The sequence below is a fragment of the Microlunatus ginsengisoli genome (assembly GCF_039537205.1).
Classification (GTDB): domain Bacteria; phylum Actinomycetota; class Actinomycetes; order Propionibacteriales; family Propionibacteriaceae; genus Microlunatus; species Microlunatus ginsengisoli.
On the sequence record NZ_BAABAB010000056.1, the window covers coordinates 32,279 to 45,407 of the forward strand.

Genomic DNA, 13,129 nt, shown 5'->3' on the forward strand with positions numbered 1-13,129 from the left:
GTTTCCCGTTCCGCCAGGAGGATACGGGCCTCCTATGACGGAGTCGGCGCTCGGAATCTATCTGCAAAACCATGAGGCTGCGGCCGGAGCCGGCATCGACCTGTGCCGGCGAGCGGCTCACCACCAGCGCAAGCGACCGCATGGACCCGTCCTCCATAAGCTGTGTGTCGCCATTCAGGAGGACCGGCAGCGACTGCGCGAGATCATGCGCGCCGTGCAGGTAGGGTCCAACCCGCTGCTCGAAGTCGTCCTGAAGGTGGGGGAGCGGGTGGGTCGGCTGAAGCCGAACGGGCGCATCGTCCGCCGGGCACCCCTCAGCGATCTCGTCGAGATCGAGGCGCTGATCGACGCCGTCAGCGCGAAGCGGGCCGGTTGGTACGCGCTCGCGGCAGCATCGCTGCCGGCATCGGAGGATCGTCAGGTGGCGGAGTTGATCAGTCGTGCGGACGATCAGCTGGCAGAGCTCCGTCTCATCCACGCAACCGTGGCCGGCGAGATCCTGACCGTGGCCGGCTAGTCGGGGCTCTTGCCGGCGAGGTCGCGAGTGATGGCCCGGCCGGCGCACGCGTCACGTGGCGCCGGTCACCGATGTCCGCTTGGTGCGTGGACGCACGGCGTCGTGGGTAGGAGTTCGCCATGAACATCGACAAGCAACAGATCCTCGATCTTCTTCGCAACCAGGGCAAGAATGACCAGGCACAGCAGGCCCAGAGCGAGCTGCCGGACCACGTGGACACCGATCAGCACGCCGACCTGCTGCAGAGATTCGGCATCGACATCAACGATCTCCTCGGTGGTGCGGCCGGCGGCATCGCCGGCAAGCTGGGCCTCTAGCCAGAACGCGGGTTTCGACTGGAGTGAGCTGCGCTCGACCGATGCTCACCCACGTCGTATACCCCGGGCCGAGTGCAATCAGGCTCTTTCTCGAGGATGCCGACGCCGAGCCGGCTCAGCCTGCCGTCGGCGTCGAAGATCGCAGTCGCGGCCATGGGAGGCGGATAACCACGGCGCGACCGGCGTCACCGGCTCAGCCCGACGGCAGTCGCGACGAGGGGGGCATGATCAGCCGTCGCGCCACTCGTCCGACGTGATGTGCGAACCACCCTGCGGGCCCATCTGCAGCATGCCGCCGTCGACCGCCCACGAGCTGCCGGTCACGTAGCTCGATTGCGGGGACGCCAGGAAGGCGATCACATCGGCGATCTCCCAGGCATTGCCCGGCCGGCCGAGCGGCACGCCGGGCCGCTTCTCCTGCGTGGGGTCGGTATCGGTCTGACCGGTCATCGGTGTGGCGATCTCTCCGGGAGCGACGGCATTGCAGGTGATCCCGTGCCGTCCGAGCTCGAGGGCGGCCGTCTTGATCAGTCCACCCAGTCCGTGCTTCGCAGCGTCGTATGCGCTCGACCCGACCCGTGGCTGGTGCTCGTGCACGCTGGTCACGGCGATGATCCGACCGCCGTTTCCGGCCGCGACCATCTGCCGCGCCGCCCGCTGGATGCACACGAATGCGCCGTCGAGATCGGCCGCCACCGTGTGCCGCCACTCGTCCAGGGACAGCTCCAGCAACGGCTTGTTGTCACCGGTTCCGGAGTTGTTGACGAACACGTCGCAGCCGCCCAGCGCCTCGATCATCCCGTCGATCACATCGCCGGCGGCGGTCAGGTCGGTGGTGTCGAGCTGTGCCACCACGGCATTCTTTCCCGCCCGGCGCACCTCGCCCGCCGTGTCCTGAGCACCTTGCTCGTCGCTGTGCCAAGTGACGCCGACGTCCAGTCCGGCCCGCGCCAGGGCTACGGCGGTGGCTCGGCCGATGCCTGAGTCCGATCCGGTCACGATCGCGGTACGCGGGCTGAAGTCGCTCGAGGTCATGCCCGCGGTGATATCCCGGCGGCCACGTCACGAAACCGGCATGCCGGCTCCGAGGCGCGCGCCCATGGCGGGCGCCGGCCGATCGCCGCCTAGCGGAGGCCGGTGGCGACGGGGCACTGGAAGCCGCGACCGGCGGCCAGACCGACCCGGTTGAGATGCCGGACGACGATCTCCCAGGCGGCGATCAGATTGGTCTCGGTGTAAGGCACATCCAGGGTTCTGCAGTGCTCTCGGACCAGGCGGCGCGCGGCCGCGAGGTGCGGCCGCGGCATGCTCGGGAACAGGTGGTGCTCGATCTGGTAGTTGAGGCCGCCCATGATCACGGTCGCCCACCATCCGCCGGTCACGTTGCGAGACGTGCAGACCTGCTTGGTGAAGAAGTCGAGCTTCACGTCGCGCTCCACGATGGGCATCCCGATGTGGTTCGGGGCGAACGAGGCGCCCATGTAGAGGCCGAAGACAGCGAGCTGTACGCCGATGAACGCAAGTCCCATGCCCAGCGGGAGCAGCCAGAGCACGGCTGCGACGTACGCGACGAAGCGGATCGAGAGCACGGCCAACTCGAGTGACCGGCCAGGGTTGCGCCTGTTCACCCACAGGCTGCGCACCGACTGGACGTGCAGGTTGAGGCCCTCCAAGAGCATCAGTGGAAAGAAGAATCTACCCTGCCGACGCGTGACCCAGGCCGGCATCCGCGGCCTTCCCACGGCGTCCTGCTCGACGAAGGAGAACGCATCGCTCACGATGTCGGGGTCCTTGCCCACCTTGTTCGGGTTGCCGTGGTGCCGGGTGTGCTTGTTCATCCACCACGAGTAGCTGATCCCGACGAAGACAACCGCGAGCACCCAGCCGACGCGATCGTTGGCCGGACCCGAGGCCATCACTTGCCGATGGGAGGCCTCATGACCTAGGAAGGCGAGTTGGGTGAGGATGACGCCCATGGCGCCCGCAAGCAGCAATTGCAGCCAGGAGTCCTCGAGCAGCAGGAAGCCGGTGACCGTGCCGCCGATGGCCAGCACCAGGCCACCGAAGAGCAGTCCGTAGAACCAGCGGGTCCGTTCCTGCAGTCCGAGACTGCGCACGGTGCGAGCCAGACTGGTGTAACTCTGGGTCACTGCGTGCCCAACCCGTGGGGGCCCTGAATTGCTCATTGTCGCCTTTCCGTTCTACGGAGGGTGCCGGCTGGCGGCGGCCTGGCGGAGGTCGTCGGGATCCGGTGCTCGGGTCTGCGCCCAGGGATGATGCGGCAGGCGATGGGCTACCTCAGCCATGGCGTTCGACGGTGCGTTTTCTTGCTGGATGAACCTCCCTCGTACCCGTCGGCGAGCTGCCGAAACCCCGGCCGGCCGTTGTTCGGTCGCTGGCGCATCCTCTTGCCGTCACGGGGACCGGTCGGCCCGATCCCGAGGGATTCAGTCATGCACCACATCCCTTTCGGTCGGAGTGGGCTTCAGGTTCGCGGGCGAGACGGAACGATCATCGGCACCCGGTTACCCAGCGGCCGAGGGCGGGAACCAACCGACCTCTGGCGACGAGGGTCGCCCAAGACGGGTGAGGCGGGCAGCCCCGTGACGCTGTCACAATCGAGTCGACCGGGCCACCACGAAGGCCCGACGGAAAGGGCCCGCTCATGGGGTGTCTCCTCGCGTTGCTTGCCGGGTTCGCCCCGAGAATCGCGCTCGCTCTGGTATGGATCTTCACGAACCTCGTCGACCGCGCCTTCAACGGGTTCGTCATCCCGCTGCTCGGGCTGCTCCTCTTCCCGTACGCGACCCTGTTCTATGTGCTGGCGTTCAACCCGATCCTCGGGGGGTTGAGCGGCTGGGGCTGGATCTTCGTGGTCCTCGGCTTCATCTTCGACGTCGGTCACTGGGTCGGTGGAGGCGTGACCGGTCGGCGCCGCTACGCCCGGGCGTAGAACTCGCTTCGCTCCAGCCAGCTCCACCACCGTCGACCGTGCCTCGATTCATTGCGTCAGGTGATCTGCCTGGGCGAGCAACAGATCACCGAATGGCTGGAACCCGATCTTCCGGCTGTAAAGGCCGCCGACCACGCGGTGGATCGTTCCCCATTCCCAGATGGCGGTGGCATCGACACCGGTGCGGGCGGCCAGCCTCTCCGCCCTGGCTCGCAGGTCGTCGCCGCTGTCGGGGTTGCATCGGATGATCGTGCCGAGATCGTAGGCACGTTCGGCGCGCAGACCGCCGGGGTCGACCAGTTTGAAGGTGCCGTCGGCGGCCCGCAGCGCGTTCAGGTCGTGGACATCGCCGTGCACGAGCACCGCGTGCCGCTCGTTGTGGGCGCGGCGGCGACGCCGGGCGCAGACCAGGGCGTCGTCGACGGTTGCCTCCGAGCACGCCCGACCCGTCTCCTCCCATAGTCGGGGCAGCAGGTCGCAGTACTCGCCTGCTCGGTCTGCGCCCGTCGGCAGGTCGACCAGCGGACTGACCGGGCGCCAGAACCGGGCAGCGACGTCACACAGCAGGTCGTGCCGCGTCGCAGGATCAGGCACGACGTCGTACATGGCCGGCCCGAGTCTTTCGAGCAGGAGAGCACTGCGGTCGAGGTCGTCGCGCAACAGCCTGGCGCTGCCGGCGCCGTCGGCGAGTCGGAGCGCGGTGGCCTCGAAGGTCAGATCGCGTCGGGTCCCCGGTACGCCTACCTTGAGTACGGCGGCCGTCTCGTCGGCGAGGGTGGCGTCGACGACCAGCGCCGCGTGGCCGCCGCGCAGGGTGTCGCCGATCGTGAGTGACCAGTCCCCGGCGAGAGACTCCACCACCGACGGCAACTCATCGAGCCACGTGGCGTTTCCATCGGCGATCACCTTGTTGCGGACCTCGTCCGGGACATCGAGTATCACGTGCCTCCTTGCAGGGTGGCGTGGAAAATGACTGTCCGACGCCGCGGGTCGTGCGGAGCAGGCACAACAGCTCAGCGTGTCAGTAGAGAGCGTACGGCGCCGGAGTAGTCACTCAGATGGCCCTTCTCGTCACCGGCTCCCGCCGCCGTACCCAGGTGGCAAGTTCGTCCAGCCTGGATCAGCCAGGGATCTCGGCGCGGGCTCGAACCTGAGATGAGGCTTAGCCGCTTCGTTGGCGTCGGGAACGCGTTTCTCCCTACGCTCGTGGGGTTGCCCGGTCGCCGCACGTCGGTCGTCCGACGAGCTCCGATTGGGTGGGGTGAGGTCCAGATGTCCGTGGACGAGCGGTGGCGCCGGCTGGATCACCGCGGGCATGTCGCTCTGACGGCGATCGGTCTGGCGACGCTGGCTATCGCCGCGCGCCTGCTGCCCCTCCTCCGAGGTGGCGGCCTGACAGGGCTGGGGAACTACGACGACGGCGTCTACTATTCGGCCGGCACGGCACTGCTGCACGGATTGCTTCCCTACCGCGACTACGTGTTTCTCCATCCACCCGGCATCATCCTGCTGCTCGCACCCTTCGGGCTGGCCGGCGTCGCGGGACACGACCCGACCGGACTTGCTGTTGCTCGACTCGGGTGTGTCCTGCTGGGGGCGATCAACACCTTGCTGGTCGCGGTCATCCTGCGGCCAGCCGGTCGGGTGCATGCGCTCGTCGGTGCGGCGTTCTACGCGACCGCCTTCCCTGCGATCTACATCGAGTGGACGCCGCTGCTGGAAGGGCCGGCCCAGACCTGCCTCCTTGCCTCGGTCGCGTTGCTCGCCCGCTGCGAAGCAGATAGCGACGCACGGTGGCTCCCGGTGTTTTGCGCAGGAGGCCTCCTCGGCATCTCGGCGACGTTCAAGATCTGGGGTGTCGTCGCAGTGGTCACCGTGCTCGCTTGGTACGGCCTTCGGCGCCGATGGCGTGCCGGCGGTTGGATCGCGCTCGGCGCCGCCGCCGGCACCACCATCGTCTGCCTTCCCTTCTTCGCCGCAGCGCCGGTTGCGATGTGGCGGATGGTCGTGACCGATCAGCTGGGTCGGAACCGATCGGCAATGAGTGTCCCGCGGCGGCTCGCCGCCATCTTGGACCTCGGTCTGCACGCCCGCTTGATCTCACACCCAGCGCTGCTCGCCGGTGCCTTCGTGGTGGCAGTGGCGGTGCTCGTGGCCGCGACGCGGGTGGCACCGGCCAGGTTGTGCGTGGTGTTGACACTGAGCCTGAGCACGCTGCTGGCCATCAGCCCGTCGTGGTTCCTGCACTATCCGGGGCTGGCCACCGGGCCGCTCGCGGTCAGCGTGGGCGCCGGGACCGGCTTCCTGATTCGTGCTGCGGCAGCGAGACGCCGGTGGGCTGGCGCGAGCGCCGCTGTTCTGGTCGGTCTGCTCCTGGCGTTCGGTGCGGCACCGCTGCCGGCTCTGCGGCTAGGGACAGCGTTCCCGGCACAGCGGCTCGCTGTCGCGATGCGCGCCCTGCCGCCGACTGACTGCGTCACGGCCGACGACCCGGCCACCCTGGTGGCCCTGAACGTGCTGACTCGCGATCTGGATCACGGCTGCCCGTTCGTCGCCGATCTCGGCGGGTTCTCCTATGAGCTCGCCACCGAGCGCGGTGGGTGGGTCCGGCGGGAGGACGACCCGCGGTGGCAGCGGCTCTATCTGGGCTATCTGGCATCGGGTGATGTCACCCTCTCCTGCCGCTTCGGCGGGCTCGGTGCGCTCGCTCCGACAACGACCGCGACGGTCTCCAGGTGGCCGGTGATCATCAGAGCGGGCCGATACGCGGTGCGGATGCCGAACTGACCGGTCACGCGATGGCTCCGCGATCGTGGCTCGGCGATGGTGCGTTGCTCAGCGTCGGCTCAGCGCAGGTCCCACAGTCTGGGGTGTGACGTGGCCGTCGACGGCACCCGAGTTCGGAGCCGGTCACTCGGCTCACCCGCCAGCTGACGGAGACCGCATGCATCCCACGCCCACCCGCCGCTTGATCGTCTTCCAGCCGCGAGACACCCTCGACAGGCTGTTCGCGGTCAGTGTTGTGATCAAGGGTCTCGACGGGCTCGTCGAGCTCGTCGCCGGACTGGCGCTGCTGCTGATCACCCCACCACAGGTCGAGGCGGCAGCGGCCCAGTTTGCCGGCAGCCTCGTTGGATCGCTACTTCCCGACGCGGTATCGGCGTGGGCCGTGACCGCGGCGGAGCACGTGACGATCACCGGGCTTGCGTTCGGGGCCTCGTATCTCTTGGCTCACGGGGTTGTCAAGGTCGTTCTCGTCGGAGCGCTGCTTCGGAACAAGTTGTGGGCCTATCCGCTGATGATCGCGGTGCTGATCGGATTCCTCGTCTTCCAGGGCTATCAGCTTGCGCATCGACCGTCCGCGGGACTGGTCGTACTGAGCCTCTTCGATGTCGTGGTGCTCGTGTTGACATGGCGGGAATTCCACCGTCAGCGCAGCGGACGCCGGGCGCTGGAGTCCGCGTCGACACGTGCTGCCTCGACGGACGAGGGCACGGCTCAGGCCCGTCTCAGCGTGCAGGCATCACCGTTGTGATCACCAGCCGGCCGCTCGTCCGGCCCTCGACGATGGAGTGATTGATCGTGCGCGTACTCGTTCTCGGTGGAGACGGCTACCTCGGCTGGCCGACCGCGTTGCATTTCGCCGCGGCCGGACACGAGGTGGCGGTGGTCGACAACTATCTGCGACGCAGGTATGACGACGAACTCGGCACGGCGAGCCTGGTCCCGATCTCACCGCTTTCCATCCGGATCGGTTGCTGGCGCGAGGTCAGCGGAACCGTGATCGATTGCTTCATCGGCGATATCACCGACCCCGAGTTCCTCACCAACACCCTGCAGTGGTTCAAGCCGCAGACGATCATCCACCTCGCTGAGCAGCGTTCGGCCCCCTATTCGATGGTCGATCGAGCGCATGCCGTGCATACCCAGGTGAACAATGTGGTCGGCACGCTCAACCTGCTCTGGGCGATCGCCGAGGTCGACTCGACCATTCACCTCATCAAGCTGGGCACCATGGGTGAATACGGCACGCCCGACATCGACATCGAAGAGGGCTGGCTCCACGTCACCCACCGCGGCCGGTCGGACACATTGCCGTTCCCCAAACAGCCCGGGTCGTTCTACCATCTGTCGAAGGTCCACGACAGCCACAACATCATGTTCTGTTGCCGCGCCTGGGGACTGCGTGCGACGGACCTGAACCAGGGTGTCGTCTACGGCTGCGACACTCCCCAAACACAACAGGATCCCGCCTTGGCGACCCGTTTCGACTACGACGCAACCTTCGGCACAGTCCTCAATCGGTTCGTCGTGCAGGCCGTCGCCGGCCACGCCCTCACCGTGTACGGTTCTGGTGGGCAGACCCGCGGGTTCCTGAACATCCTCGACACCATGTCCTGCCTGGAGCTGGCGGCCGAGCATCCCGCCGAGCCCGGCGAGTTCCGGGTGTTCAACCAATTCACGGAGACGTTCTCCGTTCTCGGTCTGGCCGAACGCGTGGCGCAGCGCAGTGGTGTCGCGGTGGACCATCTGCCGAATCCACGGGTCGAGCTCGAACACCATCACTACCGCGCGATCAACACCGGCCTGCTCGACCTCGGGCTTCGCCCGCATCCGCTGACCGACACAGTGATCGACGAACTGCTTGCGGCGGCCGACCGCCACCGGGGCCTGATCGACGCCGATACGATCTTGCCCGAGACGCAGTGGCGACCGCGTCGGCTCGCGTCGCCATCGGGTTCCCCATCCTGCGCGGCCGAGTTGCACCTCGTCGCCGGGCACGGATGATCCGTGCGGGTCGCGGTCGTCACTGAAACCTGGCTGCCGTCCGTCGACGGTGTGGTCACCCGACTGGTACACACCGTCGAACACCTTGCCGCGGGCGGCCACGACATCCTGGTGCTGGCACCCACCGCCGGTCCCGCGATGCGCGGGGTCACGCAGCTGACGCTGCCGGGTCTCGCGCTGCCGCTCATCGACCGGCGTCGCCGGGTCGCAGTGCCGACGCGGCAACCGCTGCAGGCCGCGGTCGCCACATTCGCTCCCGACGTGGTCCACGTCGTCAACCCGGTAGCGATGGGCGCTGGTGCGGTGCGCTTACTCGCTCCCCGATATCCGTTGGTGGCCAGCTTCCATACCGATCTCGAGGCCTACCTCAGCCGCTATGGGCTGAATCCGCTGGGACCCGTGTTGCGATCGCTGATGCGCAATGCCTACCGGCACGCGGACCTGGTGCTGGCGACCTCGCCGACGGGGCAGCGGCGACTAGGACGGCTTGGTGTCACGGCTGACCTCTGGCCCGCTGCCGTCGACACCGCCGTCTTCACCGCACCGAATCAGAACGGGGCCGCCGATCGTCCCGCTGGGCGCTCGGAGGTCGTTTGTGTCGGGCGGCTTGCTCCGGAGAAGAACCTCGAGTTGCTGGCCGACGTGTTGCGAGCAGGGCTGCAGAGCGGTCTGAACTGGCGGCTCACGTTCGTCGGAGACGGCCCGGAACGCCGTAGGTTGCAGCGCCGATTCAGCGGACTTCCGGTTGTCTTCGCGGGCAGCCGGCCTGCGGCCGAGGTCGCCGACGCCTATCGGACAGCCGATGCGGTGATCATGCCGTCCCGCACGGAGACGGTCGGCTTGGTGCTGCTCGAGGCCGCTGCCTGCGGCGCGCCGATCGTGGCCGCGGACACGCCTTCGTCCCGGTACACGCTGAGGGGATATCCGGCGGTTCTGGTGCCTGCCGGCGCATCGCCGTCCGGCTGGGTGCGTGCGATCGACGATGCTTGTCGTCGTCGCCCACCGGCACCGGCCGCGGTCGCTTCGTGGGGCGAGGTCACCGTCGAACTGATCGCGGCATATCGCGTGGTGGTGGACCGCCGTCGGCGGGATCGTCGGGATCAAGCCGATAGCCGAGTCCGCGCACCGTCCGCAACGTCTGCAGGCCGAACGGCTCGTCGATCTTGCGCCGCAGATAGCTGACATAGACCTCCACCACGTTGTCGCCGCCCTCGTACGCGGCGTCCCACACGTTGTCGAGGATCTCGGACTTGCTGACCACATCGCCCGCTCGGCGCATCAGGAACAGCAGCAGCCCGTACTCCTTTGCTGTCAGCCGGATCACCACACCACGCCGCTCGACATGATGTCGGGCCGGATCCAGAATGAGCGATCCGACGCTGATCAGTACGGGACGCTCCGGCGCCCCGCGCCGGACCAGTGCCCGCAGCCGGGCGACCAAGATCATGAAGCTGAATGGTTTGGTGAGGTAATCGTCCGCGCCGAGATCGAAGGCGTCGGTCTGGTCGTACTCGCCGTCCTTGGCTGTCAGCATCAGGACAGGCGTCCAGATCCTGCGCTCCCGTAGCTGCTTGAGCACGTCGTAACCATTCAGTTTCGGCAGCATGATGTCGAGCACGACGACGTCATAGCTGAACTCGGCCGCGGCCCATACGGCGGAGATTCCGTCCGGGACGATGTCGACGACGAAACCCTCGCCGACCAGGCCCTCCTTGACGGTGTGCGCCAGCGCCTCCTCGTCTTCCACCAGCAGGACTCGCATTCGCGTTCACCTTCCATCCACGACGCACACATCGTCTCGCGTTCTTCCTGTGCCGGACCTGAGCGCACTCTCCCATGCTCCGGGGCCGTGCCAGTCACGCGCTCAGCCACCGCTCAGTCCGTACCCGCCACCCTGGCCTGGCCGGGCGGCACGGTCCGGCCAGAACGAAGATGCAGAACGAAAGACCCAGAACGAAAGACGTTTGTCGTGAGTCACCTGACAGTACGCGGCTCGACCGGTTCGAACTCCCGAATCCGCGGTTCGACACACACCCTTGCCTTCCTGGCTGCCGCCAGTGCGGCGCTGTTTTTCGTGACCATGCTGGTCGTGCTCGCGGGGCATGGCAGCACGAAGCTCGATGCAGCGGTTCAGACCTCGGCGGCATCGCTGCGCACACCCGCCGCGTCATCCGCCGCAATCATGATCACGAATCTCGACAGGTCCCCGGTGCTGGTGGTGATCGCGGTGCTGGTCACCGCAAGGACGGCACTGTCGACGGGGCGGATCGGACGATCGGTGATCATGCTGCTCGGCTTGGCTACGGTGGCCGGCACCGTGGTCCTGCTGGAGGCCGCGATCGCGCGGCCGAGGCCGCCCACCGCATTACTGGTCAACGGCCCGACCTGGGACTATGCGTTCCCCTCGGGGCATACCGCCGACGGCACGGTGACCTGGGTCCTCGCCACCATCCTGCTCACGGTAGGTCTTGATCGGCGGATCCGAGGCATCGCCATGATCGGCGCCTGCCTTGTCTGTGCCGCCATCGGACTCAGCCGGGTGTATCTCGGCTATCACTGGGTGACCGATGTCATCAGTGGCTGGCTCATCGCCATCACCGTGATCTGCTTGATGCTCCAGTTGGGACGTCAGATCGACGCGTTCGCGCTGATCGACGGGTCCGGCGACACCGGCGGGTCCTGGCAGCGGTAGCCGCATCTCGAACCGGCACCAGCCGTCGTCGCTCTCGGCGGCGAGCAGGGTTCCGTGGTGGGAGTCGATGGTGGTGCGCGCGATGGCCAGGCCGAGACCACTGCCGCCTGCGTCGCGGCTCCTGCTCTCGTCCAGGCGGACGAATCGTTCGAAGATCCGTTCCCGGTCCGCGATCGGGACGGGGTCGCCATCGTTGTCCACCCAGAGCACTGCTGCGTCGGTGCCGGCCCGAAGGGTGAGTCGAATCGTGGTGCGCGCGTGCCGCTCCGCATTGTCCACCACGTTCCGCAGAGCCTGGGCGATCCGTAGCGGGTCCCCGCCCGTCAGCCGCACCGGCTCCAGCCGGGCCAGCACACGATGCGTGCTGGTGGCTCGAAGACGGCGAATCTCGGCGTCGACCAGGTCGTCGAGGTCCACGTCCTCGCGGACGATGACGAGATCGTGCGCGTCCGCCCGGGCCAGTGTCATCAGGTTGTCCACCAGCGCCCGCATCCGGCCGAGCTCACCACCGATGGTGCCGAGAAGACGCGTTCGGCCGGCTTCATCGGCCGTCATCGCAAGCTCGGTCGCGGTCGTCAGGGTCGCGAGCGGGCTGCGGAGTTCGTGGCTCGCATCGGAGACGAATGCGCGCTGGGCCTGCTGGGATGTCTGAAGTCGATCCAGCATGGTGTTCATCGTCACCGCCAGCGCCGCGATCTCATCGTGTGTCGCCGGCACGTCGATCCGGCGTCCCAGTCGCTGATCGTCGATGGTGGCCACCTCGGACCGGATGTGTTCCACCGTCCGGAGCGCCCGGCCGACGAGGAGCCATACCGCCACCGCGACCGCGACGAGCAGCGCCGGGCTGGCGGCGAGCAGGAAGACGGCCACCGTCTGAACGGTCTGGTGCTGCACCTCGATCGGAACGGCCACCTGGACGATATAGGCCCGGCCGTGGGCGGAGAGTCCCGTGGAGGCGACGATCCAGTCACCGCCTGGCCCGACATGGTCGAGGTCCTCCTCGGTGATGGTCGTGGTCTTCGGAGCCGGTCGTTGTGGCGACATCGGTCGGGTGGCCACCAGGTGGCTCGACGCACCGCGCACCGCTCCATCGGCCGTCAGGATCTGGACCAGCTGACCGCTACGGGACTCGGCTCGGATCGTCGTCGTCGCCTCGCTGACTCCCTGTGTGCGGACCATCGCGGCGACCTCCGCCGCCCTGGTCGTCGCCGCGGCTCTCGCCGTGATCTCCAGGTTGGCCTGCAGAACGTAGAGCAACGCGCCGCCACCGACCAGCAGAGCGATCAAGACCACGGTCACGGCAGCCGCCACCGAGCGGAGTCGTATCCCGCGTTGGCGAGTGAGAGCCGAGACTCGGCGCCACCCGGAGCGAATCATCGAACCGGCCCTTCCGTATCCGTGCCTCCAGTTGAGCACGCCGGTCCTGAGAACTGTCAAAGCGTGTCGCGGCGGGGCGGGGCGGGCCGGGGCGCTACGGGCGCACAAGTGATCGCAGCGCCAGAGTGGCCGGGAGAAGGTAGCCGATGACGACCGGCGGCGCGCCGTCGAGGTCGAGCACCGCGCGGGTCCTGCCGTCCGGATCGGACAGCACCCCGTGCGGCAACGTCATGTGGACGAAGCCGACGTTTGCCCGCCACGTCCACGATCGCGTGGCGTCGTCGAGGTCGAGGACGGCGAACTGGACGCGAAGGCCGCCCACGGCGCGGACGGTGCCGCTGAGACCGCCGATGAGTTCACGGCTGTCGGCCTCGACTCCGCTGATGAGCGGTGCCCACTGCGACCACGCATCCAGGTCGGCGTAGCGCTGCCATACCAGGTCCGGCGCAGCAAGCTCTGTCTGCGTCAGGGTCCATCGCATGCGC

Annotated in this window: 13 protein-coding genes and 2 pseudogenes; 8 read left to right on the forward strand and 7 right to left on the reverse strand. The window is 67.6% G+C overall.

The genetic code is table 11. The annotated features are described in order from the left end of the window. Positions 1-34 precede the first annotated feature (34 nt). Together ABD747_RS25840 and ABD747_RS25845 are read left to right on the forward strand one after the other, a co-directional pair. On the forward strand, positions 35-517 hold the full coding sequence (locus ABD747_RS25840; protein ID WP_344810034.1) for a hypothetical protein: 483 nt from the start codon (positions 35-37) through the stop codon (positions 515-517). A gap of 119 nt (positions 518-636) precedes the next feature. Beyond that, the gene (locus ABD747_RS25845) at positions 637-834 is read left to right on the forward strand and encodes a hypothetical protein (RefSeq protein ID WP_344810035.1); all 198 of its coding nucleotides are present in this window, start codon (positions 637-639) and stop codon (positions 832-834) included. A 228-nt stretch (positions 835-1,062) separates the two neighbouring features. Here ABD747_RS25845 and ABD747_RS25850 read toward each other — a convergent pair whose 3' ends face one another. Together ABD747_RS25850 and ABD747_RS25855 are read right to left on the reverse strand one after the other, a co-directional pair. Further along, complete coding sequence (locus ABD747_RS25850; RefSeq protein ID WP_344810036.1) at positions 1,063-1,869, reverse strand: SDR family oxidoreductase; 807 nt, start codon at positions 1,867-1,869, stop codon at positions 1,063-1,065. 89 nt (positions 1,870-1,958) lie between these two features. Further along, a complete protein-coding gene (locus ABD747_RS25855; RefSeq protein WP_344810037.1) occupies positions 1,959-2,951 on the reverse strand; it encodes a fatty acid desaturase family protein in 993 nt (330 codons plus the stop codon). 548 nt (positions 2,952-3,499) lie between these two features. Between ABD747_RS25855 and ABD747_RS25860 the strand changes: the two genes are divergently transcribed. Then, the gene (locus ABD747_RS25860; protein WP_344810038.1) at positions 3,500-3,787 is read left to right on the forward strand and encodes a hypothetical protein; all 288 of its coding nucleotides are present in this window, start codon (positions 3,500-3,502) and stop codon (positions 3,785-3,787) included. A gap of 48 nt (positions 3,788-3,835) precedes the next feature. Here ABD747_RS25860 and ABD747_RS25865 read toward each other — a convergent pair whose 3' ends face one another. Continuing rightward, positions 3,836-4,729: an aminoglycoside phosphotransferase family protein gene (locus ABD747_RS25865; protein WP_344810039.1), complete on the reverse strand. Its 894-nt coding sequence runs from the start codon at positions 4,727-4,729 to the stop codon at positions 3,836-3,838. A 330-nt stretch (positions 4,730-5,059) separates the two neighbouring features. On the opposite strand from ABD747_RS25865, the gene ABD747_RS25870 reads away from it, so the two are divergent. From ABD747_RS25870 to ABD747_RS26830, 4 genes and pseudogenes are all read left to right on the forward strand, one after another. Further along, a complete protein-coding gene (locus ABD747_RS25870; RefSeq protein WP_344810040.1) occupies positions 5,060-6,574 on the forward strand; it encodes a glycosyltransferase 87 family protein in 1,515 nt (504 codons plus the stop codon). Between the two features lie 157 nt (positions 6,575-6,731). Further along, positions 6,732-7,322, forward strand: coding sequence for a DUF2127 domain-containing protein (locus ABD747_RS25875; RefSeq protein ID WP_344810041.1), 591 nt, complete (start codon positions 6,732-6,734; stop codon positions 7,320-7,322). Positions 7,323-7,369: 47 nt separating this feature from the next. Then, positions 7,370-8,575 (forward strand): NAD-dependent epimerase/dehydratase family protein, encoded by a 1,206-nt coding sequence (locus ABD747_RS25880; RefSeq protein ID WP_344810122.1) that lies wholly within the window; start codon positions 7,370-7,372, stop codon positions 8,573-8,575. Between the two features lie 3 nt (positions 8,576-8,578). Beyond that, positions 8,579-9,553 (forward strand): annotated as a pseudogene (locus ABD747_RS26830) (glycosyltransferase); the annotation flags it as partial. A 58-nt stretch (positions 9,554-9,611) separates the two neighbouring features. Here the strand turns inward: ABD747_RS26830 and ABD747_RS25885 are convergent. Together ABD747_RS25885 and ABD747_RS25890 are read right to left on the reverse strand one after the other, a co-directional pair. Beyond that, on the reverse strand, positions 9,612-10,337 hold the full coding sequence (locus tag ABD747_RS25885) for a response regulator transcription factor (protein WP_344810042.1): 726 nt from the start codon (positions 10,335-10,337) through the stop codon (positions 9,612-9,614). A gap of 368 nt (positions 10,338-10,705) precedes the next feature. Continuing rightward, positions 10,706-10,891: a hypothetical protein gene (locus ABD747_RS25890; protein WP_344810043.1), complete on the reverse strand. Its 186-nt coding sequence runs from the start codon at positions 10,889-10,891 to the stop codon at positions 10,706-10,708. Here ABD747_RS25890 and ABD747_RS26835 point away from each other — a divergent pair. After that, positions 10,860-11,267: a phosphatase PAP2 family protein gene (locus tag ABD747_RS26835; RefSeq protein WP_425562589.1), complete on the forward strand. Its 408-nt coding sequence runs from the start codon at positions 10,860-10,862 to the stop codon at positions 11,265-11,267. The two genes, ABD747_RS25890 and ABD747_RS26835, sit on opposite strands and share 32 nt — an antisense overlap. Here the strand turns inward: ABD747_RS26835 and ABD747_RS25895 are convergent. Then, positions 11,268-12,644, reverse strand: a pseudogene (locus ABD747_RS25895) (sensor histidine kinase); the annotation flags it as partial. A gap of 94 nt (positions 12,645-12,738) precedes the next feature. Then, positions 12,739-13,125 (reverse strand): SRPBCC family protein, encoded by a 387-nt coding sequence (locus tag ABD747_RS25900; RefSeq protein ID WP_344810045.1) that lies wholly within the window; start codon positions 13,123-13,125, stop codon positions 12,739-12,741. Positions 13,126-13,129: the final 4 nt, after the last annotated feature.